The following is a 26,948-nucleotide window of genomic DNA, read 5'->3' as shown; positions in this document are numbered from 1 at the left end:
TTTATGTCCAAGCTATATGAAGCGGTAAAGCCTATTGGTCGATTTGTACCAGGTGATTTTGTTGCTGGCTTATCTGATTCAGAGATTCTGGAGCATTTAGGCAAGGGCAACATTAAAGAGCATGTGCCTGAGCCAGTCGAAACAGCAAAAAAACTTACTAAAACGGAGGCCAAAACAGATGGCAACTGAATATATCTCGCTACAGGGTAAATTCCATTTAGCCCCAATCGTAAATGAAGTTGTTGGGGCGCTTCGCTATTTGGGCAATATGCCTGAATTCGAGGTGGGAATTACTGCAGATGTTCTTGAGCATCAAGAGAGTACAACAGGGAAACGAACAACCGATTTCACAATGGTTCAAACAACTGGCGTGACTTTCTCTGGAACGATTGAAGAAGCGAGCAAAGAGAATATTAAATATATTCTTTCTGGTGAAAACTTTGAAATCCCATCAGCAACTGTAACAGGTAAGTCATTGGGAACTGTTGTGGCTGATCAAGTGATTTTGCTTGATGCTTATAACTTGACTGCTGTTGTTGTTAAGGACTCGACAGGAACACCTGTTGAAGTACCACCAACAAAATATGTACTTGATCCAGTATTTGGAACCATCAAGTTCACTGATGTTGCTGGCCTTACAATGCCGTTAAAGATTGACTACACATCTGGTGCGGTTACTCAAACAACAATTGCATCAGACTTAGAACAAGAATACCTGTTGTATTTTGAAGGAGTGAATACGGCGAACGGTAATAAAGTTGCCATGAAGTTATGGCGAACCAAGAAATCACCCGAGGTGACTTTTCCATTGATTCATGAAGAGCTTGGGCAATACCAGATTCAAGGCCAAGCACTATCTGATATTTCCAAGGCAAGCGATTCAAAGCTTGGCTTGTATGGCCACTTTGTGAATATCCCAGCAACGCCGTAAACCCAACAACTACAGGCACAGGGGCGCTTAAGCGTCTTTTTTTGTGCCTGTACATTTAGGATTTTTTCTATGAATGACTTTTTTATTGCCAATAATGAATCATTGCCCCACACATTCATTGATCAGAAAATTGAAGTGAAGCAGATTCAAGTTAAGAACTTGGCTCGTTTCTCGGTTTATGCAATTAAGATCAAAGATGCTTTGGAAAGTTATTCAATAGAAACAATCACGCCGTTAATTGAGCCACAAATCCTCAATATCATGGGGTTGTGCTCAATAGCCACAACGTTAAGTCCAAAGGCTTTTATCGAGAATACAGCGCAAACCAAGGCCATTGCTGAGCTCGTTTTAAAAATACTTGAAGTAAATGAAGCATTTTTCAAAAAAGATAAAAGACAAAGCAGGTCGAAAAAGGAATCAAAAGAGGTCACTTGGTTTCATTCGTTCTCTTACCTGATCAAGAGTGGTCATCGCCATGATGAAATCATGAATATGACTTACGGTGCTTTCATGCATTACTTGAAAGAAGCCCAAGCACTGGAACGTCAGCAAATAAAATCGTATGCGATTGCAACTCGGGTTGCGAATAATGCGAAGCAACAGGGGTGGGATAAATATATTAAGCAATTGGATGAATAAATAACTCTAGGGTTATTGCATAAATATAACTCTAGGGTTATAATAGCATCATCAAGTTAAGAAGGTGGTAGTGTGAAAAGTCTGGATTTGATCAAGATGATTGAAACAGACGGTTGGTATCAAGTTAGGGTTACAGGAAGTCATCATCATTTCAAACACCCAACTAAAAAGGGACTGGTTACAGTTCCACATCCTAAAAAGGATTTACCAAGCGGAACTGTTAAAAGCATTTTGAAACAAGCAGGTCTTAATTGACCTGCTGTTTTCCGACTTTAGTAATACCAACCTAAAAACAAAACGCATATGGCGATTTGAGAAAGCTAATGGCTTGGAGTAAGTGAGATGTTATATCCGATTGCAATTGAAAGAGGATCTGATACTGAAGCTTTTGGTGTCATTGTTCCAGATATCGCAGGTTGTCATGGGGCAGGCGATACATTTGAAGAAGCCTTAGAAAGTGTAAAAGAAGCAATTTCAGGGCATTTAGAAATTTTGGCTGAGGATGGTGAAGATATTCCTTTAGCTTCATCAGTGGATAAATATATTGATTCTGATGAATATAAGGGCTTTATTTGGGCTGTTGTGGATGTTGATGTAAGCCGTTATCTAGGTAAGGCTGAAAAAATCAATGTCACATTGCCAAGTCGATTAATTCGTTTAATTGACGATAAAGTTGGCAAAGATCGACAGTTTAAATCTAGATCTGCATTTTTAGCTGCAGGTGCAGAAAAGCTTCTACATGCTTAATTTAAATTAACCTCCATATGGAGGTTTTTTAATGTCTGCAATTCACACAACCAAACAACATATCTTTTAAACGAACCTGTCCATAGCGGCAGGTTTTGTTGTTTTCAAAACAGGAAAAATGGAGAAAAAGTCATTTTTTCAACTGAAAGAATAAGCCTTGCAGCAAAGCGAGGTTTTTTTATGCCTGTCAAAAGGCAGTCACTGGCTAGGCTGATCACTGAAAGGAAGATGGTCATTTTGACTGTTCATGCATCTTCTTGCCAGTGCTTTTCTTTAATGAACGGTCGGAGTAAATATCATGAATATGCTTTCAACTTTAAATTTAAGAGCTGTTGTCACACAGGATAACGGTGAAGTAAAAACTACGAGTTACGCCGTAGCAGAGGCATTTGGGAAATTACATAAGAATGTCATCAGGGATATTGAAAAATTACGTTGTTCAGACGCTTTTAGAAAGCTCAATTTTGAGCTTTGTTTTGAAAACAATGAGTTACAGAATGGAAAGCCAAGAAAGTTTTATCGAATGTCGAAAGATGGTTGGATGTTCTTGGTGATGGGGTTTACAGGTGAAAAAGCGGATTTAATCAAAGAGCAATTTATTGAAGCCTTTAATTGGATGGCTCTACAACTTACCCAAAGTTTTCAATCCAAGTGGGCTAGATATAATAAAATGTGTCTTGAGTATAAAACAAGAAAAGAACAAGTGAGTTGTTCAGCGCGTAATATGCGTTATTGGCAGGACGATAAACCTTTAATTGAAAATGAATTGAATAAACTTGAAAGTGAATTATCACCACAATTAACACTTATGTGACAACGTTATGGTTTTGTCTAATTGAAGGGTCGTATTTAAAATGCGACCTTTCAATGGGTGGTTTTTAATGACTTCATTTCATCCATTTGATAAATTATGTGCGATAAATAACAATTGGTTGAAAAAATGAAATACTTAATATTAGGGGTTTTAACAGCTTTATTATCTTTCAGTGCATTTGCGTACGATACAAACTCTATGCGTTCATCATATGAGTTGGTAAGCGTTGGCGATAGTGAAAGCGACTTGTTAAGAAAAATGGGCAAACCCAAACCGCGATATTTCGTTTATCGTGATGGCCGATCATCATGCGCTGCAACTGAATACGTTTATGAATTTGATATGCATGTATATACCGTTTTAGTTTGCAACGGCGCTATTTTTAAAATTGATTTAAGCAATAAGTGAGATAAAGATGGGGATAAAATATTGCAAATCATGCAAAAAGCCCATGCGGTCCGAAGATGTTAATTGTCGAACATGTGGCGCAGAATACAAGAATAATCCTATAATTTTAATTGTAGTAGCATTACTGTTTTTTGTTGGGCTGTTATTGGCAGTGTATCTTTTCTTCTCTAAAAGCACTATGGCTCCTGTTAATGAGGGAATAAAATCAGATCCCGTAAAGAGTCTTAATACTAATTGGGTTATGGAAGAAGACACAGATAAGATGACGGATAAAAAAAATTTCTACTTGTTTAATCGGGCACTTAATGTGGATACAGGGAAATCTGTTGATGCAGGAATAACGATTGGGTGTTCTTTAAATGGTGGATTAAATGGTGTTTTTACATCAGATAAGCCAATTAAAACCAAAAACTTTAATAAAGATGGTGCTGAAGGTGAATACTCTATTAGGTTTGACGATAAACCAATGGAGAGTGGAAGCTCAACTCTAACATCCATTAATCGTGTTTTTGTTCTGAATAATAACCACCTACAACAGGTTGAAAGTAGCTCAAGGGTTTTGATTCGGATTACCACTGGGATAGATGAATCAAGAACATTTGAAATTAACTCAGTTGGCGGCGCTGATTTGTTTACAAAAATGAGAGAACTTTGCCTTTCTAGAGCTAAAGATAATAAAGCACCTTAGGGTGCTTTTTTAATACCAAAATTATACCCAACCAACACTAATACTCTTTAAACGAACCTGTCTGCAATGGCAGGTTTTTTATGCTTGAAGGAAAGTGAGATGGCTTCAAATAGTTTAGATTTTTTACTTAATTTACGTGCCAATACCACAGGATTCGACCAAGGAATTAACGGCGCAAAATTCGCCGTAAATGCCCTTGTTGGTGCTATGGCTGCTTTGGGTGTTGGTTTAGGGGTAAAGGAACTTGCAGAGGCTGCTGATAGTTATGCGAACCTTTCAGCACGTATCCAGTTATCAACAAAAGATACAGGTAATTTCACAACAGCCATGGCTGGTGTTCATCAAATTGCACTTACAACAAACTCTAGTCTAGATTCAACTGCTGAGCTTTTCACAAAGCTGAATACAGTTGCAAAAGACATGGGTATGACTCAGCAACAAGCACTGGATCTAACTAAGACTGTAACTCAAGCCATTAAACTTGGTGGAGGCTCAGTTCAAGGTTCTGAAGCTGCAGTTCAGCAATTCATTCAAGCCATGCAGGGCGGCGTTCTTCGTGGTGAAGAATTTAACTCCATGATGGAGAATGGGTACGGATTAGCCGAAGCCTTAGCCAAAGGGTTGGGAGTAACTACCGGTGAACTCCGCAAGATGGCCGAAAACGGCGAATTAGGTGCAGAGCGCGTACTAAAAGCACTTGAAAGCCAAAAGGCTGCTATTGAGGCTTCTTATGCTGAATTGCCAAACACCATCGGGAATGCCCTACAAAAGATTGCAACTTCATGGCAGATAGTTATTGGTGAGATGGATCAAGCAAATGGTGCGTCTGCAACAGTTGCATCTTGGCTTTCAGTGCTTGCTGATAATTTAGATATTGTTGAAGTTCTTTTAAATGATATTGGTGACGGATTTGTATGGTTTGGTGATCAACTTAAAAAGATTGATCCAGCAACAATTGAAGCACTTAAAACAGCTCTGTTATCTGCTTATGATGCAATTAAATCTCTTAGTTCGATAGTTGGCACAACTTTTGAAATAACAATTGATATTCTTAATACTGCACTTGCTCAAGTTTTTAATTTTTCTAGTGGCGTAGATACTGCAACTGATAATACAAATGGATTTACCAAAGCATTACAATATTTAAATGTAGCATTTGGATACCTAAATGACGGATTCAAAGCAATAAACATTGGAATACATCTAATTGCTGGTGGAGCGTATGATGCAGCTGCAGCATTTAGTTATTGGGTATCAAAAATAACATTTGGTGAAGTTTCTGCCCAAGCTCAAAGAGATTTTGAGAAACTGAGTATAGAAGCTCAAAAGCATTATAAGATTTCTGCAGACTCCGCTTTAGATTTTAAATCGGCAGGGGTAGAAGCTATTCGCCAGATTAGCTTAACTCAAGATGAGAAAAATGCTGAATTAGTTGCAAACAACCTGAAAACACTAAATGAATTAACAGCTCAAGAGCAAAAGCATGTAACTGACTATAAAGCAATTAGTGATGAGCGTATTAAGTTACAGCAACAATTGCTTGATGCGAGAAAAGCAGGTGATCAGGGTGCAATTGATGCAGCTTTAAAAGGTTTGGCTGAACTGGATAAGAAGGAAAAGGATTATCAGGCAGAAAGTAAAAAAATATCTGATGAGAAAATCAAATTAGCTCAGGAATGGGTTGATTCTCAGCTCAAGGCATCAGATGGAACAATCAAAGCAGCAGACGCAGCAACTCAGAAAACTTTGCAAACAGCTATTGCGGCACAGGGTCTAGCAATTGAGTTTGATAATGCTGGGAAAGCTACTGTTAAAGCAATGGATGAATCAGGAACGGCGGTTCAAAGCCTTGATTCGCGGTTAGCTGCTGGTCGAAAAGGTGTTGCTGCGCTTGGTTTAGACTTTGATGTATTGCTTAACAAAGTATCAGAAGGATTTACGGGTAAAATCAAAAATCTTGATGATTTTACTGATAGCCTTGAGCTGATGGGGGTTAAAGGAACGCAAGCGTCCGATACAGTTTATGCTGCATGGGTTAAGCTCTTGGAAACTGCAAAATCACCAGCCGAAATAGATGCAGCTAAAGCAAAACTCAAAGAGTATGAAGAACAGGGGGTGTTCTCAACTAGACAAGTTGAGAGTGGCATGCTTGCAGTGCAATTACAAACTGCTAAAGCGGCTGAAACTACTGATGAAGCCACCCAAGCTTTTAAGCGCCTTGGTATTCAAACTAAAGAAAATCTTGCATTACAAGCAAAGCAAGCATTATCTGATTTTGATGTTGTGCGTAATAGTGGGCAGGCTACTCAAGCCGATCTGCAAAAGGCTTATCAGAAAACGATTGACCTAGCTTATGCCAGTGGCAATGCAGCTCTAATCTCAACAGCAAACTCTAAAGCGGCTTCACTAGGGTTGCAAGTTCAAGTAGACGAAACAGGGAAAGCCTCTGTTAAGTCAATGGATGAATTATCCAATTCCGTTGCTAGAGTCGGCGACACGGCGAGAAACTCAGCAGCCCAAGGCTTTAGAGATCTAGGCCGAGTTGCGCGGGAAGAAGCGCAAAGCACTGCAGACGAGTGGGAAGCTGCTATGTCTAAGATTGATGCAGAACGCAAAGCACAAACTGCAGAAACTCAAAAAAGCTTGAACGGTATGGGTAGTGATATTTCATCAATGGCAAATGATTTTTATAAGAATCTAATTGCTACGGGCATGAGTGAAAGTCTTGCAAAAAGCTATACAGATCGTGCAAGCCGAATGATGTGGGAACAGTTGAGTCGCGGATTGGCTGGCGGCACTGTGCAGGGTCAATACGATGCTACAACAGGTCGGAATGAATCACTTGAATGGATGAATAAGATTCTTGAAGGCCAGAAGCGCAAGCAGAATGGCAAAGATGGGGTAGCGGTAGGCGGCGGTTCTAAATCACCTTCGATTCAATCACCAACAATTCAAGCGCCGTCCGTTGAGTCTCCTAAGATGCCAAACATAGATACCTCTTCATCGAAAAATGTCCGAATCGAGTTTACAAATGGCAGTGATTCTACATATGTTTATACAGATGATCAGAATGCTGATTTCACTGAGAGGTTCTTCAGAGAATTAGAGCAAGCCAAGAAAAGAACATAGGTTTAAATATGACTAAAATTATCAATTTCCCACGAAAGTCAAATGAGTTAAACAATATTGAAGAAGCATGGGAGGAAATAATGGGGGAGGTATATGCTCAAATTGGGCATAGAGTACCTAATGAATACATTGAAGAGTTTGCAAAGTTATTTAGACCTATGTTTGAAAACCTAATCCCTACCAACATTGTCTTGCCATTAATTTCAGCTCCTGAAGATCCATACTTTGAGTTAATGAAAGATACTGAAAGTTTCTTAAATTCTTATATTACACATTCAATTAGAACCCGAAGAGATAGAGAGTTGCTTTGGTTTCTTAGAGAGAAATATGGTTTTTGGGGGAACGAGTAAACATGAAATTAAAACGTAAATTGACCAATGAAACCGTCCCGCTAGAGGACGGTTTTTTATGGTCTGATGAATTTGCTTGGAAGCCGATTGAACAAAACCAAGATTACGCCGTGGACGGTACCTTGATTGTTCAGGAAGGTAAAAAGAAATCAGGCCGACCAATTACATTGTCACCACCTGAAGGCATGGGGTGGGTTAAACGAGCGGTTTTATCTAAGTTGCAGGATTGGTCAGCTTTACAAGGTGAACAATTCACACTGATTTTTGAGTATCCCCATGATACCCGCCAATTTAATGTGATTTTCAACCATCAAGACGGCGCAATTGAAGCAGATCCAGCAAAAGGGATTCCAACAGTTTCAGAGAGCGATTATTACCAAGTCACTATTAAATTCTTAGAGGTGCCAGATGCCAGTTGAAACAAACAATCTAGTTTTATATAAGTCTGAGCGCCTGACTGATACGGCGGACGGTGGCGGCAAGTATTCTGGTCAAGTCGTAGTAGATGGGGAGAGTAACAACCTTTTCCCTGATGTTTCTGAACTTGATAGAACTATGGGCCGCGTTTCGATGCGTAAGATCTTTGCAGGGATTAATAACAACGATACTGAATCGCTCATGGGTTCAACTGTTTTTGTATCGAAGAATCCACAAGACCCGAATGTTTCTGCATTGCTATTCAGTACACGTTCACATACTGATACCCGCGATTCAGCTCAAAACCGCGTTGAAAACTACTTGGCCAAAGGTGCTCAGGCCGTCGGATCTTTACTTGATGTTGCATATTCAGGTATGAAGTCAATTCAAGTGTGTATGACGCTCAACGAAACGGAAAACAGTGTCGGCGATACGATTGTTCTTGTTGCTAGTGAAGGTACAGTAAATGAATTTGCTCAATATGTACGACTAACCAAAGTTGAGACACGTTCATCATTCATTCGTGTAAATGACAAAGATGTTGAACTAAAGATTGCTACATATAGCTTTCAAGATGCGCTATCACGTGATTTTGTCGGTGTATCAGCTGTGCAATGGTACAACAACACCAAACCCGCAACAGTGGTGCGTGATACGATCATTGCAGATGCGGGCAAGTATTATGCGAGTGTAGGTCTTGCTGATAATGCAGCAGTGGGTAGTTTTTCGATTCAAGTTGATTCAATCTTTTCGCAGTTAATTCCATCTTCGCAAACTGAAACGCCGTTATTAGATTTGAATGCAGTCAGTGAGAATCCAGCATTGATTGCAGGTAACTCAGGAACGATCACTGTTCAATACACAACTATTGTGAATAATGCGCAGAGCTTATACATCGGCTCAAGTGTTTTACCTGGCTCAATGACATTTAATTTGTTTGGGCAGGCAATCACAGACAACGGCGGCACATTGCGGACTGTCAGCGGTACCCAAGTTGGTACCATTGATTATCAAACCGGCCACATTGTTTGGACCAATGCAATTGGAACTGGTACCACAACGATTAATATTGCTTTTACACCTGCATCAGCGCCTGTTCAGCCTTTTGAATCTTATGCGTTGCCTGTGACAGCAGCGAATCAAGGTACCAACTGGACTGGAACATTAACACCGATTCCTGCACCTGCTGCGCTTTCGATTTCGTTTATGTCACAGGGTAAGTTTTATACTTTAAAAGACAACGGAACAGGGCGATTGGTAGCTGCTACTGAATCCATTGGCAGTGGTTCAATCAATTATCAAACAGGCACTTGGTTGCTTACGACAGGTGCTTTGCCTGATGTGGGAACACCAATTCTCTTGCAATGGGGCAGTCCGATTGCAACTTTTGCCCGTGCTAATTTACCCGTTGCACCTGCAGGTTTAGATTTCCAGTTATTCCACAATGGTATTGTTAGTGCCACGGTGACTTGGTTGCTCGAAGGCGTTGAAAAGACCGCTACAACCAATAGTGCTGGTCAATTCGCAGGTGATGCCACTGGTAATATGACCTTTAACAATGGTAAAGGTCGGATTATTCCAAATAAGCTACCGCAGAAAAACACCGTTTTCACAATTTCATATAGTTACGGCGATGGTAAATCACAAACCAAGAATGCAACCCCTGATGTGAATCATAAGCTTATGTTCACCATTGGCACTGGTTCAGCTATTCAGCCTAGTTCTGTTGGCCTTGAAATTCCTTTGTCGCGTGATGTTGGCGTTGCAGTAGAGGGTACGTTGGTTTTGCGTGATGTGCCGATCGACAGTGTTACTGGAAATCTTGTTGATAACGCAGGCACAGTGCAAGGCACCATCATTTATGCAACTGGTGCATGTGAAGTAACTCCAGTACTGCAGAAAATGACTTACAAGACTGTCTATACACCTATTACATACTATACAGCGGGGTAATCATGGGATTTTATCTACCTCAGAATAAAGAAGTTGTTGGCTCTGTAATCAACTTAAAAGCATTTGATCCTACAGCCATTCAAGTCAGATATCGTGACACATCCGGTTCAGGGGCAAATTCAACAACAGTTACGGCGAGTAAGCTAAGCTTTGATTTAACGCAGGGTTTTGATGAGCAGATCCTGTCTGGCTCAGTGCGTTATAAGTTGGGCTCTGACACTTTTATTGATCGTTCTGGCTTGCTGTATCGCAATATTGACAGCGCAACTGGAAGCGGCACGCAGTCTGGTACCATTCAATACGGTACCGGTGTACTTGAAATGGAAAGTTGGACACCAAACGTTGATAACCTGCTTACGCTGCAGTCTTTAACAACGACGACTGATCTGTTGCCAACACATCATGTCAGCTTTCGTACTCCGACAATCCCAATTCGACCAGGTTCTTTAACAGTTGTTGTGGCGGCTATGGCTGGCGGTCAATTAACACTAACAGCCAATGAAGCGGGGATTATCGAGACTGATGAAGCGCATGGGTCAATCAACTATGAAACGGGCTTTGTAGATATCTATTTCTACAAGAAAACCAAAAAGTCTGATCATCCAGAAATTGTGAATGAGGATTGGTACGATCCGCTTTTAGACTATACAGACGGCGGGAACACTGTCTGGGTCAATGCGCCGTATTGGATCGATGCAACAACAGTCCGCTATAACGCCGTGGCATATACCTACATCCCGTTAGATTCTGAAATCCTTGGATTAAGCGCAACACGGTTACCTGCAGATGGGCGTGTGCCGATTTTCCGAGTCGGTGATATCGGTGTTATTGCTGCTTCTAAAAAGCAAGAATTACCAAGCCATGTGGCGGGTCAAACCTATGATCTAAACGATCAGCGCATCTCATGGTGTGAGCTCGAAGATAGCAACGGCGTTAAAGTACCGTTTGATATGTATGTTGTTGACTATGATTTTGGCAAAGTGACGTTAAGTGGTGACTTTGCTTTAAATACGTTGGTACCACCGATTTCGGCAGCATACCGCTATCAAGATATGGGGCTGATCAATGATGTTCAGATCAGTGGCCAAGTCACATTAACCAAGCCAATCACTCACAATTATGATGCAGCAAGTTCGATTGTGGGTTCAGCTTTGGTGATTGGGGACATGCAAAGTCGCTATTCAAATAAGTTTGTGCAAGGAACTTGGAATAATGTCTGGTCGAATGAAGCCACAGGGCAACCTATTTCGGCAAACTACAACGATGCGCTTTATCCGTTTGTTTTAACCAATAAAGGATCTATTCAAGAGCGCTGGGCATTGGTTTTTACTGATGTATCAACGTTCAGAATTATCGGTGAAGTGTCAGGACAAATTGGCACCGGTACAACTACTACAGATTGCATGCCAGTCAATCCAATCACGGGTGAGCCTTATTTTGTAATTAAGAAAGAAGGTTGGGGCGTAGGATGGGCGAGCAACAATGTACTTCGCTTTAATACTGTGGCATCAATGTATCCAGTGTGGTGCATCCGAACAGTGAAGCAGTCTGAACCAACTGTGCTTAGCGACAATTTTCAGATTATGTATCGTGGCGATATTGACCGAGATATTTAAAAATAACCCAAAGGGCTGCATGTGCAGCCTTTTTTATTGAGTAAAAATTATGGCTTCTGATGTAGATGTTCAATTCTTTACCCACTTGAATGGCCTTGTTTTATCAAACAACTGGGGTGATATGTGCCGCATGCTTGATATTTGTCTCGTCAATGGATTGGCTTTGCCGAGTGTGACAGCTGCAAGTGTTGATGCGCAGGGTGATATTAATCTAACTTTTTTTGCAGCTCATAATTCATCTTTGTTTCAAATCGTTGAGCTTTCTGGATTTTCACCATCCGAGATCAATGCGAAATACCGAATCAAAGGTGTGCCTTCAACAACACAATTGATTCTCAAGGCTGAGCATGCAGGGAAAACCATTACGGCAAGTGGATCTGCAAAATTACCATCATTTGGGTATGACCTCATTTTTAGAGATTCTGGTGATGTAAAACGAGTTTATCGAGCTAAAAACCCAAGAGCAGAGCATCCCTTTATTCGAGTTGATGAAACTATTTCGGACGGCGTAAATAGCTATAACTCGGCATATGCTAAATCAGCAATGGTCGGATTAATCGAGAACATGACCCATATTGATGATTACAACGACAACAGCAAACTTCAATTACCCTTAGATACAACAGACTTGGCAAAAAACTGGAAAATTACAGGTACCGGTGCCAATGTTGTAAAAGGTTGGGCAAGATGGCATTGGGCTGGTGGCGACTCTGAAGCAAGTACTCAGATAACCGGCAATCGACTATTCTCAATTGTGGGAAATAGAGATGCTTTTTATTTAAGTATAGAGATTGGGAAAACAACAGCGAATAGTTCAAATAATTTCTATCGACCAACTTTGTTGGGATGTGGTTTATTTGAAACCAGTTTAACAAATGATGTAATTCCGAATTGGTTTTTAATGTCTTACGGAAGTGGAATAGCGGCAAGTAGCACAACATTGAATATGAATAGAATAGGTCAATCAACATTGCCATCATGTTTACCTTTGTTCAGTAGTTCGACTCATGCAACATTTTTTACCCCGAAATATAGTATCAATCAGCGTTTTAATAATCATGTTTTAACAAATGGCATCATGCCTGATTTTCGGTCAGGATATACAAACAATTACCCCGCAAATCAAGTCAGTGCTTTAGAAATTCCAATCAATGATAATGATGGTTATTTAAGAGGTACTTTAAAACATGTTTGTTATGCTGGAAAAAATATAACTGGATTAGAAAAGCCAGCTTTCATTCTCAGCGAAAAATCAATGTATCTGGCAACTGATCAAATGGCTCTTACGGCATCTCCGTATATTGGCGGGTTGTATTTTTATTTGGGAGAATTAAGTTGAAACCTGTTTCTCGCAAAACATTTAAGTCAAATAACTTTCTTCAAGATGTTGGGTATGGCACAAAGAACACTGTTGCGTCAATCAAGGGCTCAGTTAAAAATCTGGGTGCAAAATATCAAGATGCACTGGTTGTTTTGTACAACAAAGCAAATTTAAACGTGATTACTGTTGTAAAGCCTGATGCAAACGGCGATTACAAAATCAATGCTTTAAACAATTCTGTTACGTGTTTCTTGGTGGCATTTGATAGCAAGAAGCAATATAACGCCGTGATCCAAGATGGAGTAGTGCCAAAATGAGTGTGATTCCTTCTTTAGCCGCAGGACTGGCCCAACTTCAAGCACTGGCCACGTTTTTAGATACAGGTAGCAGCAATGCTACTTTTATTTTTTATGACAATGCTAAACCCGCATCAGTGAATGTGGCTGCAGATCCAACTGCAAAGCTTGTTAAATTAACTTTCCCAAAGCCATGTTTCAAACAACTCAATACTGATGGGATAGAGCTTTTTCAAACCGATGCCGCACTTGTCACAAAAGCCGGTACGGCGGTATGGGCGAGAATCTATAACGGAAACGGCGATGCAGTTGCTGACTTTGCTGTTGGTACCGAAATTACATTGGCGCAGCCGAATTTAGCGCTTAGCAGCACATTGATGGTTAATTCATTTGTACTTAAACCAGTGACTTAAAAGAGGTGTTCATGTGTCTTACATTCCACCTGACCCGCATAATGTAAGTCTTGAGTTTAAAGATGAGTTTGGATCAATAGATCCGCACAATCTGATTTTAAATTTCGGTACTGATGAGCAAATCAATGCTGCGGTGAATGCAGTTGTTTCAACGTCATTTATAGCTGAAATTCTTGCAACGCAATACACGTACAATTCTGTTGAAGCGGTTGTCAGTACCAATTTTGAAGCTGAAATCAATGTATTAAATGGCTATTCAGCACAAGTATCTTCTGTTTTAAATACAGCATTTAATGCTGAGATTAGGGCAGTTGTAATTGATCAGTATTGTGGAGTAGAAGCAACAGTAAATACTGATTTTATCGCATTGATTAACGCCAAGTTTGATATAAATTTCACACGGGGCTTAAGCTTTGGTTGCGTGGCCATTTATCAAGATGCATTGCAAACATTGATTGAAAATCAAATAAGGTTCGGAAAACCAAGATTCAAGGCGCATAACAGCGCCTTTATTATTGAGCGTGGTTTGAACATATCAAACGCCGTGACGATAGGGTTTGATAAGGCTGCATTCTTAGAGCAGTCAGTTAGATCGGTCTTTGAAGAAACTACGGGGTTATCTAGTACTTCAAGAATTGTTTGGCAGGAAAACGATAAACGATTCATTTCTAGAACATTGGTGTTTGAAGAGTCTGAAAAGCTGTTAATCAATCGTCAAACCAGTTGGGATGAAATGATAAGAAAGCGTAAGAAATTTACGTTTAGTCATGAAGTCGCAGAAGTTTTAGAAAAGCGTTTCTGGTTCAAGCATGACAAAGGCTTGGAACTGGTCACAACTGATTCAATCCCATGGGATGTTGCAAAGTCAGTCTATTACCGCAAATCAAAAGTAGATCCAATTGAGCCACAGCCCAAGCCTGAATACGTTGGAACTTCTGATCTAAACTTTGTTTGTTTGTGTCATGACGTTGATTCTCATGATGTCATTTTAAATTTTGGTGCAGATGAATGCTTGCCAAACATTGCACCAGTCGATTGGTGGTATATCGTGAATGAAATTAAAGTAACTCGGTTAGACAATGGGCAAGTTATTCAGATTTATAATGGTGATTACAGTACCGACCGAAAGAGTTGGTCGTGGTCCTACAATCTCACAATCCCATTTTATGAAAAGTCAAAAACCGAGCCGATAGATGGTAAGCCGGTGATCTTGAAAATCATGATCAATGGCAATGAGCACAGGATGCTGCTTGAGAACATTACTCGTTCAAGACAGTTCGGCAAAGAAACTTATAAGCTTTCTGGCCGTAGTCCAACGGCGCTACTTGATGCGCCGTATTCACCGACAAGATCTTTCACTCAAGAAAATGAACGTTCTTCTGTGCAATTGGTGCAAGCTGAGCTTGATCGGGTGAATAGCGATATTGTTTTGAGTTGGGAATTAATAGATGCCTTAGGTTGGATCTTGCCGCCTGAGAGCCTGAGCTATTCAAATCTGACACCAATAGCAGCGATTAAATTGATTGTAGAGGCAGCGGGTGGTTTTATTTACAGTGAGCCCGCAAGTAATACGCTGACAATCAAGCCTCGCTATAAAAAGACTTGGTGGGATCCAATAGCGATTGATGAATATGATCGGGTAATCCCTCAAAGTGTTGTCACTGATCAATCAACAGATTATGAGCCTTATCCTGATTATAACGGCGTATATCTCACAAATGATCGTAACGGAGACACTGGGCGGGTCATCCGAACAGGTACCGCAGGTGATGTACTTCAAGAGTCGATCAATAGTCCATTACTGACATCAACTACAGTCATGCACAGCAAAGGCCGTGAAGTATTGGCCAAAGCTGGTCTAGTTGAAAATCACAGCTTATTGATGCCGATCACTCAAGAAATAGGCTTGTGTTTGCCTGGTGAGCTTGTTGTGTTTAATGGCGATTGGTGGGGTATTGTTGACGGTGTAAGCGGTTCATTCACTCATAAGCTTGTGAATCAAACTGCATCAATTGAGAGGGTGAATTGTGAGTAATATCTTTAACCGGTTCTTTGATATGTTGCCAAAAACTCCTGAGTTTATCGGGACCATTCAAAGTGCAGATCATCCAAATTACAAAGTCTTAGTCGCAGATGGTACGGGACTTGTGCTTTGTACTAGTGCAACAGTTTTTAACGTAGGAGCAAAGGTATATATCAGCGGAAATGAAATAAAGAGAAGTGCGCCCACGGGCGTTGTATATCAAATCGAAGTTTAACTAAAAGTCCAATGATGGATTGGACAATACAAGAATATCGCTTTAAGGCGATTTTTTATTATCTGGAGAAAAGTGAATGCAAGACCATGAGAAGACATTACTCACCTTATTCATCGTAGGAGGGCTAATCGGAATGAGTAGGCTCTTAGTTTCTAGCGACCCATTATCAGTACGTTTGATTGTTGGTCGAACTATTTTGGGTTCAGCTACTTCTTCTATTGCTGGTGTAGTTTTAATTCAGTTTCCAACATTAAGCCCTATTGCCTTGGTTGCTATTGCATGTGCGCTTGGAATCTTGGGCAGTACATTTATTGAAGAATACTTGAAGAAAAATGTTAATAAGTGGGGTGGGTGATGGATTGATCGATATTAATAGATAGGCAGAACAGCATGCGATCTATACATTTGTTAACTTTCTGATATTCTCTCCTTGTTTAATGGGAGAGAATAATGAATAAATTTCTTTTTATAATTTTATCTTTATTTGGAACAGGCGTTAGTGCTGCAAATTGGGAACGAGTTGGAGATAATCCATCTTCTGAATTTTACTTTGATACAGAAAGTATCAAACCAGTAAATTATAATGGTGAAACAATTATTAAAGCTTGGGAGAAGGTTATAGTTAAGAAACCAAAATCCAAAACAAAAGTTAATGATGAGATGTTATCACTAACTTATTTTGATTGTGAAAATAAACTCTCGGGTGCAAAACAAATTATAACGAGAAGAAATGGAGAAGTGTTTGACGACCTGTCTTCCACAATTAGTTCGCCAAAGCTCTCTGATTTGGTTCCAGAAAGTGCTTCAGAAGCAATGTTAGAGGCTGTCTGTTCAACCTATCAAATAAATACAGGAACTAGAAGCTACATGAAAGCAGTGAAGAATTAATTATGTAGATATTTTTATTTCAAACAGCTCAGCAGCATCAAGGATTACAGACGTATACTTGCTCAGAAGAGTAAAGGTGTTATCAAAATACTGCATTTAAAGCATGTGTTTATCTTGAATATCCTGAACTTAGACAACATAGAAGATAATTACCTAACAAACCAAACCGCCATCAGGCGGTTTTTTATTACCTAAAGGAAAGTAAAATGGATAGAAAACTTTTTTTTGATGCTGCACGTGTCATTGCTGGCGGCAAGCTTACACAAGCCCAAGTTGATGAACTTAATAAAGTTGTAGATGGATTATCTCCAGATAAGGAAATGACAACCAGCCGAGTCGGTATTGATCTAATCACAAGCTTTGAAGATACGCGTCTTAATGCTTATGATGATGGCGTAGGCGTTTGGACTATTGGCTACGGCACCACAGTTTACCCGAATGGAATTAACGTCAAAAAAGGTGATGTGTGTTCACTTGATCAAGCTAAAGCATATTTCGCTTTCGATCTAAAGCGCTTTGAACGTGCTGTGAATAGCTCTGTTAATGTTGCCATTAATCAAAATCAATTTGATGCGCTTGTAAGTCTTGTCTATAACATTGGCCAAACTGCATTTAGCAAATCAACACTTTTGAAAAAGCTGAATGGTAAGGACTATCAAGGTGCAGCTGATCAATTCCCACGATGGAACAAAGGTGGCGGAAAGGTGATGAAAGGCTTGGTTCGTCGCAGAGACGCTGAACGAGCACTCTTTCTAAAGAAGTAACTTATATGTGCCAACGATCAAAACTTGCTTCGCTTGTCACAGTGCTGTGTCTTCTGTTCTCAGGATGCACAGCTCACTCAATAAGAACAAATGTATCAGTCAGTGTTTGCTTGCAGTGTGTTCAGCATTAGCAAGCATCACTCCCTCGCAATCTCCACGCCTTTTAACTTTCTTCCTCTTGTCACCATGAATCTATTGGCCTCTCTAATTTCCAAAAACTTGATAGCCTCATCCTTTGTATCTAAAAAGACATACTGCTGAGTGATCATGCCGTTTATATCTGAATAGTCCTGGTAATCTTCAAAAAGTGATTGCTGGATGTGCAAGTATTGCTTGCCTTTCTTTATGTAGAAGTAGCGCATTTCAGATTCTCCAAAAAGTAGAAGCCCATGAGGGCTTTTATCTACTGTGTACATAAGTGTGTACATATTTGGATTTCAGTATGCTTTTATTGTATTTAAAGCATTGATATTTAATTTAAAAACAACTAAACACTAGTGGTTTTAGCATAAATATTGGCCTGAATCCATAGGTTGCCACGAATATATTGGCCAATGTTAAAGTTTTTATACAATTCATTTTTGGTGGCAATACGAATTAAGATTGCTGGTAAATCATCTTCTAATACCAGCGTGACATCATAAAGGGTATATTCATCCTGCATAAACTGCATTGATGTTTTACCGACGATATTACCTTGGAACCATGCTTCATCTTCTTGACCAAGCGTTTCACCGAATAAGTAAGCCACCATTTTAGAAAAGTCGACAGTGACAGGTTCTTGATCTTCTGGTGTTTTTGGTTGCCAGTCATTAATCAGTTCTTGTAAGTTTTCTGGTGCAATTCCATTATGTTCTGCCAAAATTGCATTTAATGCACGGTGATGTTTAATTGAAGCAGGGTCGTCAACAATGATTTTCTCATCGTCAGATACCGTTTCCAATTCATATGCCCAAGCATTAAATTGAACTTGATAGGTTTGATTCTTGTCATATTGACAGCTATTTACGCTGAATAAATTATCAAAGGCATAAATAATGGTATTTTTATTTAAGTTTAAACGTAATACCGCCTGAGTCGAAGAATTACAGCTAATAATTCGTTCGATTTGCGCATCATATTTATAAGGACTTTCAAAACTTGGAAATGCTGTTTTTAATGCACGTGGTTTTTGGTCTTCAACGGCAATAATCTGGTTGATCGAAACGGCTTGACCACTTGGGCCTTGAATCAACCAAAATGATTGATCCATCTCATGTTCATCTTGGCATAGTCCCATTGGCATTACGGGTGCATCAAGTGCCAATCCTAACCATTTGGGAACATCTGTTTCGGGCGTATCGGTCAATAAGTTCCAATGCTCGACATGATTACCGAAATTTTGATCTTGAATTTTAATGGTTTCTGGACTGTTTTGATTTTTCATAAAGCGTAATGCTAAAAAGATTGAACTTACTCTATTAAATCGAGGGTAACTGTCATATTTCAAGTCTGAATCTGTAATTCAGTACAAATTAATTTATTTTTTAGCGTGAAATATCAATATGCTGTTCAAGCACGAGACATAGCAACAATCAGCCTAATCACATGCATGATCGTCACTCTACTTTTACCGTAATCTGTTACACTCTGTTTTTTATTCTCAAGAGCTTTTGCCAACGTGCTGCCATTTAAATTGTGGGTAGATGCTGATGCTTTGCCTAAAATTTTGCGTGAAGTGATTCTGAGAGCATCTGATCGTTATCAACTCGAAGTTACTTTTGTTGCCAATCAGAATGTTGGTATTACCCCATCACTAAGGATTAAATCCATTCAAGTGATGAGTGGGGCGGACCAGGCTGATCAGGAAATCGTAGATCGCATGCAAGAGAATGACATTGTCATTACGCAGGATATTCCGCTTGCAGCACAAGTGATTGAGAAAGGTGGTATTGCCATTCATCCACGTGGTGAAATTTATACGACTGCCAATGTGAAAGCACGTCTGCATTTGCGTGATTTTATGGATACCTTACGCGGCGCAGGGGTTCAAACGGGTGGCCCGCCACCAATTTCAGAACGAGATAAGCGAGAGTTTTCTAGTTCACTGGATCAGACCATTTTAAAACAAAAACGTAAAACAGCTTCTTGAGTTTGCCATGCCATCACGTATCAATTTAATGCTGACTTATGGTCTGTTGGTCTTCATTTGGGCAACTACACCTTTGGCGATTGTATGGAGTGTTTCTGATATCCATCCGATGTGGGCATTGGTGATACGTTTTTTTATTGCCTTACCATTGTCGGTTAGTGTGTTATGGCTGTTAAAGGTGAAATTTCCGACCCATAAAGTTGCGTTATTGAGTTATGCTGCCGGTTCTTTAAGTCTGATTGGCTCACAAATTTTTACCTATGCTGCGACTGCTTATTTGAGTTCTGGTCTAATCGCTTTAATGTTTGGCTTAGCGCCAATTATGGCGGGATTGATTGGGCGTTTTGGCTTTCAACAGAAACTGGCAGGATTACAGTGGTTGGGTATGGCAACATCGATTGTTGGACTTGCGATGATTTGCTTAAGTGGCAGTCAGCAACATGTACAGCCAATTGGTATTATTTTAATGCTGGTGAGTGTTTTTTCATATTCATTATCCATTTTTTTAGTGAAAAAGATTAACGCAGACTTACCTGTTATGGCGCAGGCAACGGGTTCAATTCTAGTTTCAACACTATTGGCGATGTTATTGTTGCCTTGGATTTGGCAATATGCACCTACGCATTTTCCTTCTGTTAAATCGTTATTGGCGCTGATATATACTGTCGTTATGGCTTCGCTGATTGCGATGTTTTGTTACTTCAAATTAGTGCAGAACTTGAAAGCCACCACCTTGTCTCTGACCACGGTGATGACACCGATGCTGGCGATTTTGATCGGAGCATACTTGAACCATGAACAATTATCTGCTCAGGTTTTTATTGGGGCGAGCATTATTTTAATCGGGTTAGTCCTTTATTTCTTTAGAGACCTACGCGCATATCGCCGTTTAAAAATATAACTGATCCTTAGTTTTTAACTGGCTTCTGCGGGTTGCGTTTGTCGAATACTGGCAGCCAATTTAGCGCGATCCTGTGGGTTAAGAGTAATGAAATAGGCGCCAATTCGGAATTTACCTTGTTCTTCCGCAGTACTGTGCGCCACTTGCGCTGTTGCTGCAATATGGAAAAAGTTTTCAGGATGACTGAGGGTGATATGGATATAAGTACCTTCGTTAATATCTTGAGAACTAAAGAAACTTAAACCATTCTCAGAAAAATTGACTTGCTCGGGTACGGGCAGTAATGATTGCACGATATTGTCGTAAAAAGAGCCTGTAATCAGATTCAATTTTTGGTTAAAAAGGGATAAGATGCGAGCAATTTGTTGATCTTTTTCATTTAATTGTTCTAATTCGTAGCGAAACGCATGATCAAATTGATCTAATTCTGCAAGTAGTAGAAAATAGCGCGGTAATACGAAATGGGAATCATATGGGTCATTCAGCGCAACATCATCTGGAATGATTTGATAGTTGATTCTCAACACGGCATCAATACGAGACATCACTCGACGTTCAGTGTTGTCGTCAACAAGATGATGTTGTGAATTTTCCATAATAAATCACCTCGGACTAGATGGTATGTTTAAGCCAATTTCGCTGTATATAGGGTTGAGATACACTCGTGCTCAGCGGAGTAATCATTTTATTTCTTTTGTCGCTTTGGTTTCCATGATCGGCTTGACGCTTGGTGTCGCTGTGCTCATTACAGTATTATCTGTCATGAATGGTTTCGATCGCGAATTAAAAAATCGTGTCCTTGGAATGGTTCCACAAGCCACTGTTTCTTCTACTCAAATTCTAACAGATTGGCCTGAGCTTGTAAAAAGAGTTGAGAATCACCCACATGTAACTGGGGCTGCACCTTTTACTCAACTACAAGGCATGCTAAGTGGGCAGGGTCAAGTGGCTGGCATTATGGTGACGGGGATTGAGCCTGAATATGAAAAGAAGGTTTCGATTATCCAGAACCACATGGTCTCAGGTGATTTAAATGCATTGAAGAAAGGTGAGTTTGGGATTGTCTTAGGCAAGGACATGACCGATGCACTGGGCCTTGGCTTGAATGATAGTGTTACCTTAGTGCTGCCCGAAGCCACACCATCACCTGCAGGTGTCGTGCCACGTTTTAAACGTTTTAAAATCGTTGGTATTTTTAGTGTGGGTGCAGAAGTGGATTCAATGGTCGGTTATATCGCCTTGAATGATGCTTCTACCTTATTGCGTTTACCAGATGGTGCACAGGGTGTACGTCTTAAAGTGGACGATATTTTTGCTGCTCCCGATGTGGTTAATCAGATTGTTAAGCAATTACCTGATAATTTTTATGCCACAAGCTGGAAGGAAACGCATGGGAGTTTATTCAGTGCAGTGAAAATGGAAAAAAATCTGGTCGGTTTGCTCCTGTTTCTGATTATTGTAGTGGCCGCATTTAATATCGTATCGTCATTGGTCATGGTGGTCACCGATAAAAAGGCTGATATTGCGATTCTACGTACTTTGGGGGCTTCACCCGCATTTATCACCTCTGTTTTTATTGTACAAGGCACAATTATTGGTGTCGTGGGTACAGTGATCGGCGTTATTTTAGGGAGTGGTTTTGCATTAACAATAAGTGATTTGGTCGGCTGGTTAAATCATACTTTTGGACTGAATTTATTCAGTGGTTATGTTATTGGCTATTTACCCTCTTATTTACGTTGGCAAGATGTCCTCATTGTTGTGACCGCATCTTTGTCTATCAGTTTTTTAGCAACAATTTACCCCGCTATTCGTGCAGCGAAAACGCAACCAGCTGAGGCATTACGTTATGAGTAAGATCGTTCTAGAATCAAAAAATATCTTTAAGCATTTCGATGATGGCAAAAGTAAAGTTGAAGTGATCAAAGGCTTATCCCTTCAAGTCAACGCGGGCGAGTTCGTTTCAATTGTGGGTTCAAGTGGTTCAGGTAAGAGTACCTTATTGCATGTGTTAGGTGGCTTGGAGCAACCTTCACAAGGACAGGTGTTTTTACAAGGTCAACGCTTTGATAATTTAGGTGAAGCAGAGCGTGGCTACAAACGTAATCAATACCTTGGTTTCGTTTATCAATTCCATCATTTACTCCCTGAATTTTCTGCCTTGGAAAATGTGGCGATGCCGTTAATGTTGCGTAGAGAAAGCAACTTTAAGGATGTGAAGAAGCAAGCCGAATATTTGTTGGATCGCGTTGGGCTATCTCACCGTATGGATCATAAACCAGGTGAATTATCGGGTGGTGAGCGCCAACGTGTAGCTTTGGCGCGTGCTTTGGTCACCAAACCAGCGGTGGTGTTGGCAGACGAACCGACTGGAAATTTGGACCGTAAAACAGCGCTCAGTATTTTTGAATTGCTTACTGATTTGAAAAAAGAACTCAACATGGCGATGTTAATCGTGACACATGATGAGCAATTGGCGCAGTCAGCTGATTCAATTTTGCATATGCAGGATGGTATCTGGGTGGGTGAGCATGTTTAAACCCATTTCATTTTTTATTGGGCTAAAATATACACAAGCCAGAAAAAAAAGCCGTTTGGTGTCATTCATTTCCTTGATGACCATGATTGGTTTGACTTTAGGTGTGGCGGTACTGATTACGGTGTTATCCGTGATCAATGGTTTTGATCGGGAATTGAAAAACCGTATTTTAGGCATTGTGCCACAAGCGACCATAGCATCCAGTCAAATTATGACCAATTGGGAAGGTTTGGCGACAGATATTGCTAAACAACCCCATGTGCTTGCTGTTGCACCTTATACCCAGTTGCAAGGGATGTTAACGGCACATGGTCAAGTAACAGGGATTATGATTTCTGGGATCGAGCCGGAATATGAAAAGAAAGTGTCTATTGTTCATAATTACATGAAAGAAGGGCATTTAGAGTCATTACAAAAAGGGAAATATGGAATTGTTTTAGGTCAAGATCTAGCCGACAGCTTAGGACTGAAATTGAATGATCCTGTAACGCTAGTCTTGCCAGAAGCGAGCAATTCATCAGCAGGTGTTGTGCCTCGCTTTAAACGTTTTGAAGTGGTTGGTATATTTAAAATAGGGACTCAAGTTGATTCGATGGTTGCTTATATTGCCTTGAATGATGCAGCTACCTTATTACGCTTACCAGATGGTGCGCAAGGCATTCGCTTAAAGCTTGATGATATTTTTGCTGCACCTGAAATTTCTGAAAGCATTATCAAACAATTACCAAGTAATTTTTATGCTTCTAATTGGACTTATACCCAAGGCAATTTATTCAGTGCCATTCAAATGGCAAAAAATATGGTGGGGTTGTTACTTCTACTCATTATTATCGTGGCAACTTTTAATATTATTTCATCCCTGATGATGCTGGTCACCGATAAAAAATCAGATATCGCAATATTACGTACCTTAGGGGCATCACCGTTATTGATTACTCAAATTTTTATGGTACAGGGTACGATTATTGGGGTGATTGGAACGGGTTTAGGGACTGTTTTAGGCATTATTCTCTCTTTAAGTATTGGTGACATTGTCTCTTGGATCAATAACACGTTTGGCTTAAATTTATTAGATGCTTATTTTGTCCATTACCTGCCGTCATATTTACGTTGGCAAGATGTATTGCTGGTAGTGAGTGTCTCATTATTGTTGAGCTTGCTTGCAACAATCTATCCAGCATTGAGGGCTGCAAAAGTTCAACCTGCTGAAGCATTACGCTATGAGTAAGTGATAAATATTTTAATTTAATCTCTTGTTAAAGCCCTGAAAAAGGGCTTTAATTTTATCTTTAGAATAATTAAAACTTAATTTTAGAAAATGTTGAAAATTGTGTTAATCAGCTGGATTGCTGGTATTGCCCTGATGGGGCACGATGTTAGCTTTGCTGCACAGACTGGATGGATTTGGCTAACGCTCGCAATCGTAATCTTTGGTATGCGTTTATACTACCGAACTGTGTACTCCCAATCCGCTGCCTATACGTTTTTACTTTTGATTAGTACGAGTTGGGCCGTATTCTGTATGGGCTTTAATTATGCAGATTCAGCTTTAGAAAAACGATTAAAACTAAAAGAGCTGGAAGTACAAGCCTTTGAAGCCATTGTTTATATCAAGAAAATAGATCAGCTTTCGGCAGAGGGGCAGAAACAAATTGCAGAAGTATTGAATCGACATGCTCACCCCGTCGATTGGTTACTTTATCTGAATACAGCAAAACAACCCGCGATTCTGGACCAGACTTTGGCACTAGGCCATTATTATCGGATCTATGGCAATATCAAACCTGCACATAGTTATGCTGTTGCAGGTGCTTTTGATCAGGAAAAATGGTTTTTACAGCAAAATGTTATGTCGGCATTTTCGGTGACACAGATTCAGCCATTAAGCCGTGATGAAATCTATCGTCTCGGTTATCAACCGCATCTTAAGCAGCAGCAAACACTACAAGAAAATTTTTTGCTCAATGTTGAGATGCTGCGGTTGTCATTCCGTAAAATGCTGCAAGCGAGTAGGCTAGAGCACAACGGTTTGTTATTGGCTTTGCTGACAGGTGATGAAAGCTTGTTATCAAATCGTTTAAAGCAACAATTCCAACAATTGGGAATTTCCCATTTATTGGCAATATCGGGTCCACATGTCTTGGTTTTTGCACTGATGCTGACATGGGTGTTGACGTGCATGGTACAGCGTTATGTACCAAAATTATATTTATGGCAACCACGACAGGTTTTAGTACTGTTGCCTTTTGGATTCAGTGTACTGTTATATGTGGCCTTTGTCGGTTTTGAAATTCCTGCGCTGAGAACTTTATTAACTGTGATTATTGCCAGTATATTTATATGGTTTCGGCAGTCGATTCAGCCATTCGCACTATTGGTTTATAGCGCAAGCTTATTACTGATTTTTGATCCATTCAGTATTTTGTCTACTGCATTCTGGTTGTCCTATGGAGCGTGCTTTATTCTGATACGCATCTATCAAACCATTAGAGATACACCTCAAGAACAAGTCATCACAACGACTCAAAAACTACTTCTAGCTGCAAAACTTCTGATTGAGTCACAATGGAAAATATTTATTGCATTACTGCCTTTGGTGCTTATTTTCTTTCAGCAAATTTCATGGCTTGCACCAGTCAGTAATCTGATTGCCATTCCATTGCTTAGTGGCGTAGTGGTGCCTTTAGGGATTATCGCAGCATGTATTTGGTTATTGATTCCTGCACTAGGACAACTGCTCTTTCAACTGAGTGATGGATTACTGGCTATTTTGTTATGGCTACTCAATGGTCTACAGAAAATTTCACCTGAGTTATATGGCGTCAGTTATACACCTTGGATGCTGCTGAGTTTTATTGTTGCTATCGTGATTCTATTTCTGCCGAGAGGTATCGTCCCTAAGCTATGGTCGTTGGTATGTTTTTTACCAATTTTTCTCGGGATTAAAGTCCAGTCAACTGTATTGACTATTCTTGATGTGGGGCAAGGACAGGCCGTATTTTTACAGCATCCAGAACTGAGCTTAATGATTGATACGGGTGGGTCATATGATGAAACTAAGTTTAGCTTGGGGGAGCGCGTCATCATTCCTTTTTTAAGGCAGCAAGGGATACGGGCATTGGATCATGTGATTTTGTCTCATCTGGATCAAGATCATAGTGGCGCATTTGCAGCAATCCAAAATGCTTTTGCAATCACTCAAGTACAGTCCAATCAGCATAATGAAAAAATGCCATTTAAAAATAATTTCTCATTGTGCCAACAAGGTCAAACTTGGTCATATTCAAATCTAAAAATAGAGATTCTATCACCCGATCCGGAGGGCTTAGCTGTTGCAACACATCAGCAAAATGAACAGTCTTGTGTGGTCTATCTGCAATTCTTAAATGCTCAACCGTATCAAAATTTTCTGATTATGGGAGATGCAGGTTGGGAAACTGAATATAAACTATTGCAGCAATATCCTGATTTAAAAGTAGATATTCTAGTTTTAGGGCATCATGGCAGTAAACATAGCTCTGCCTATGATTTTTTAGCCGCATTAAATCCTAAATTAGCAATCGTTTCGGCAGGTTTTGAAAATCGTTATGGTCACCCAAGTCAGGAGCTACAAAGCCGTCTGCATGCTTTGAGAATCCCATTATTGAATACTGCTCAGACAGGCAGTCTCAGTTTTGTATTTAATAATGGTGTTACTGAATTGAAGCAACAAAGACAGCAACGAAAATGGTTACAACGAGAATAG

At 40.0% G+C, this 26,948-nt stretch carries 30 protein-coding genes; 27 read left to right on the top strand and 3 right to left on the bottom strand.

Translation table 11 applies throughout. From position 1 onward, the window contains the following. Positions 1-3 precede the first annotated feature (3 nt). The 21 genes from NG55_RS04320 (at position 4) to NG55_RS04225 (ending at position 17,632) form a co-directional block, all read left to right on the top strand. On the top strand, positions 4-189 hold the full coding sequence (locus NG55_RS04320; RefSeq protein WP_065342429.1) for a hypothetical protein: 186 nt from the start codon (positions 4-6) through the stop codon (positions 187-189). Then, on the top strand, positions 179-931 hold the full coding sequence (locus tag NG55_RS04315; RefSeq protein ID WP_065342428.1) for a phage tail tube protein: 753 nt from the start codon (positions 179-181) through the stop codon (positions 929-931). Before NG55_RS04320 ends, NG55_RS04315 begins: the two co-directional genes overlap by 11 nt. A 69-nt stretch (positions 932-1,000) precedes the next feature. Continuing rightward, the gene (locus NG55_RS04310) at positions 1,001-1,570 is read left to right on the top strand and encodes a hypothetical protein (RefSeq protein ID WP_065342427.1); all 570 of its coding nucleotides are present in this window, start codon (positions 1,001-1,003) and stop codon (positions 1,568-1,570) included. Positions 1,571-1,642: 72 nt separating this feature from the next. After that, positions 1,643-1,825 carry a type II toxin-antitoxin system HicA family toxin gene (locus tag NG55_RS04305; protein ID WP_032878940.1) on the top strand — a complete coding sequence of 61 codons (183 nt, stop codon included), beginning with the start codon at positions 1,643-1,645 and terminating at the stop codon, positions 1,823-1,825. 87 nt (positions 1,826-1,912) lie between these two features. After that, positions 1,913-2,317, top strand: a complete 405-nt coding sequence (locus tag NG55_RS04300) for a type II toxin-antitoxin system HicB family antitoxin (RefSeq protein ID WP_065342426.1) — start codon at positions 1,913-1,915, stop codon at positions 2,315-2,317. 298 nt (positions 2,318-2,615) lie between these two features. Then, a complete protein-coding gene (locus NG55_RS04295) occupies positions 2,616-3,131 on the top strand; it encodes a Rha family transcriptional regulator (RefSeq protein ID WP_065342425.1) in 516 nt (171 codons plus the stop codon). A gap of 126 nt (positions 3,132-3,257) precedes the next feature. Continuing rightward, on the top strand, positions 3,258-3,539 hold the full coding sequence (locus NG55_RS20475; protein ID WP_081408951.1) for a hypothetical protein: 282 nt from the start codon (positions 3,258-3,260) through the stop codon (positions 3,537-3,539). Positions 3,540-3,582: 43 nt separating this feature from the next. After that, positions 3,583-4,227, top strand: coding sequence for a hypothetical protein (locus NG55_RS04290; RefSeq protein WP_141669876.1), 645 nt, complete (start codon positions 3,583-3,585; stop codon positions 4,225-4,227). Between the two features lie 99 nt (positions 4,228-4,326). Next, a complete protein-coding gene (locus NG55_RS04285) occupies positions 4,327-7,356 on the top strand; it encodes a tape measure protein (RefSeq protein ID WP_065342423.1) in 3,030 nt (1,009 codons plus the stop codon). Positions 7,357-7,364: 8 nt separating this feature from the next. Beyond that, positions 7,365-7,706 carry a hypothetical protein gene (locus tag NG55_RS04280; protein ID WP_065342422.1) on the top strand — a complete coding sequence of 114 codons (342 nt, stop codon included), beginning with the start codon at positions 7,365-7,367 and terminating at the stop codon, positions 7,704-7,706. Between the two features lie 2 nt (positions 7,707-7,708). After that, positions 7,709-8,125 carry a hypothetical protein gene (locus tag NG55_RS04275; RefSeq protein WP_065342421.1) on the top strand — a complete coding sequence of 139 codons (417 nt, stop codon included), beginning with the start codon at positions 7,709-7,711 and terminating at the stop codon, positions 8,123-8,125. Then, on the top strand, positions 8,115-10,076 hold the full coding sequence (locus NG55_RS04270; RefSeq protein ID WP_065342420.1) for a hypothetical protein: 1,962 nt from the start codon (positions 8,115-8,117) through the stop codon (positions 10,074-10,076). Before NG55_RS04275 ends, NG55_RS04270 begins: the two co-directional genes overlap by 11 nt. Before the next feature lie 2 nt (positions 10,077-10,078). Further along, positions 10,079-11,692 (top strand): hypothetical protein, encoded by a 1,614-nt coding sequence (locus NG55_RS04265; RefSeq protein ID WP_065342419.1) that lies wholly within the window; start codon positions 10,079-10,081, stop codon positions 11,690-11,692. 49 nt (positions 11,693-11,741) lie between these two features. Then, entirely contained in the window at positions 11,742-13,031 is a 1,290-nt protein-coding gene (locus tag NG55_RS04260) for a hypothetical protein (RefSeq protein WP_065342418.1), read from the top strand. Beyond that, entirely contained in the window at positions 13,028-13,330 is a 303-nt protein-coding gene (locus NG55_RS04255; protein ID WP_065342417.1) for a hypothetical protein, read from the top strand. The genes NG55_RS04260 and NG55_RS04255 overlap by 4 nt, the downstream gene beginning before the upstream one ends. Continuing rightward, positions 13,327-13,722 carry a hypothetical protein gene (locus NG55_RS04250; RefSeq protein ID WP_065342416.1) on the top strand — a complete coding sequence of 132 codons (396 nt, stop codon included), beginning with the start codon at positions 13,327-13,329 and terminating at the stop codon, positions 13,720-13,722. The genes NG55_RS04255 and NG55_RS04250 overlap by 4 nt, the downstream gene beginning before the upstream one ends. Before the next feature lie 13 nt (positions 13,723-13,735). Continuing rightward, positions 13,736-15,757 (top strand): hypothetical protein, encoded by a 2,022-nt coding sequence (locus tag NG55_RS04245; RefSeq protein ID WP_065342415.1) that lies wholly within the window; start codon positions 13,736-13,738, stop codon positions 15,755-15,757. Then, complete coding sequence (locus NG55_RS04240) at positions 15,750-15,980, top strand: hypothetical protein (RefSeq protein WP_032865784.1); 231 nt, start codon at positions 15,750-15,752, stop codon at positions 15,978-15,980. The genes NG55_RS04245 and NG55_RS04240 overlap by 8 nt, the downstream gene beginning before the upstream one ends. A 76-nt stretch (positions 15,981-16,056) precedes the next feature. Further along, complete coding sequence (locus NG55_RS04235; protein WP_065342414.1) at positions 16,057-16,335, top strand: phage holin family protein; 279 nt, start codon at positions 16,057-16,059, stop codon at positions 16,333-16,335. 95 nt (positions 16,336-16,430) lie between these two features. Further along, entirely contained in the window at positions 16,431-16,868 is a 438-nt protein-coding gene (locus tag NG55_RS04230) for a surface-adhesin E family protein (RefSeq protein WP_065342413.1), read from the top strand. Between the two features lie 206 nt (positions 16,869-17,074). After that, positions 17,075-17,632, top strand: coding sequence for a lysozyme (locus tag NG55_RS04225; RefSeq protein ID WP_065342412.1), 558 nt, complete (start codon positions 17,075-17,077; stop codon positions 17,630-17,632). Positions 17,633-17,769: 137 nt separating this feature from the next. Here NG55_RS04225 and NG55_RS04220 read toward each other — a convergent pair whose 3' ends face one another. Both NG55_RS04220 and NG55_RS04215 read right to left on the bottom strand, forming a co-directional pair. Then, a complete protein-coding gene (locus NG55_RS04220; protein ID WP_065342411.1) occupies positions 17,770-17,994 on the bottom strand; it encodes a hypothetical protein in 225 nt (74 codons plus the stop codon). A gap of 125 nt (positions 17,995-18,119) precedes the next feature. After that, a complete protein-coding gene (locus NG55_RS04215; protein WP_065342410.1) occupies positions 18,120-19,058 on the bottom strand; it encodes a hypothetical protein in 939 nt (312 codons plus the stop codon). Between the two features lie 234 nt (positions 19,059-19,292). On the opposite strand from NG55_RS04215, the gene NG55_RS04210 reads away from it, so the two are divergent. Together NG55_RS04210 and NG55_RS04205 are read left to right on the top strand one after the other, a co-directional pair. Continuing rightward, a complete protein-coding gene (locus tag NG55_RS04210; protein ID WP_016540857.1) occupies positions 19,293-19,763 on the top strand; it encodes a YaiI/YqxD family protein in 471 nt (156 codons plus the stop codon). 7 nt (positions 19,764-19,770) lie between these two features. Then, complete coding sequence (locus tag NG55_RS04205; protein WP_016540858.1) at positions 19,771-20,664, top strand: DMT family transporter; 894 nt, start codon at positions 19,771-19,773, stop codon at positions 20,662-20,664. A gap of 14 nt (positions 20,665-20,678) precedes the next feature. On the opposite strand, the gene NG55_RS04200 is transcribed toward NG55_RS04205, so the two are convergent. Next, positions 20,679-21,260, bottom strand: coding sequence for a PilZ domain-containing protein (locus NG55_RS04200; protein ID WP_016540859.1), 582 nt, complete (start codon positions 21,258-21,260; stop codon positions 20,679-20,681). 25 nt (positions 21,261-21,285) lie between these two features. Here NG55_RS04200 and NG55_RS04195 point away from each other — a divergent pair, with 25 nt between their 5' ends. The 4 genes from NG55_RS04195 (at position 21,286) to NG55_RS04180 (ending at position 26,948) form a co-directional block, all read left to right on the top strand. After that, complete coding sequence (locus NG55_RS04195; RefSeq protein WP_016660275.1) at positions 21,286-22,521, top strand: lipoprotein-releasing ABC transporter permease subunit; 1,236 nt, start codon at positions 21,286-21,288, stop codon at positions 22,519-22,521. Continuing rightward, a complete protein-coding gene (gene lolD, locus NG55_RS04190) occupies positions 22,514-23,203 on the top strand; it encodes a lipoprotein-releasing ABC transporter ATP-binding protein LolD (RefSeq protein ID WP_016540861.1) in 690 nt (229 codons plus the stop codon). Before NG55_RS04195 ends, lolD begins: the two co-directional genes overlap by 8 nt. Continuing rightward, positions 23,196-24,431 (top strand): lipoprotein-releasing ABC transporter permease subunit, encoded by a 1,236-nt coding sequence (locus NG55_RS04185; RefSeq protein ID WP_016540862.1) that lies wholly within the window; start codon positions 23,196-23,198, stop codon positions 24,429-24,431. The genes lolD and NG55_RS04185 overlap by 8 nt, the downstream gene beginning before the upstream one ends. A gap of 90 nt (positions 24,432-24,521) precedes the next feature. Then, positions 24,522-26,948, top strand: coding sequence for a DNA internalization-related competence protein ComEC/Rec2 (locus NG55_RS04180; protein ID WP_065342409.1), 2,427 nt, complete (start codon positions 24,522-24,524; stop codon positions 26,946-26,948).

Source organism: Acinetobacter gyllenbergii, assembly GCF_001682515.1.
GTDB lineage: Bacteria > Pseudomonadota > Gammaproteobacteria > Pseudomonadales > Moraxellaceae > Acinetobacter > Acinetobacter gyllenbergii.
The sequence above is the reverse complement of the archived record's forward strand: the minus strand, read 5'-3'. Positions and strand labels throughout refer to the sequence as shown.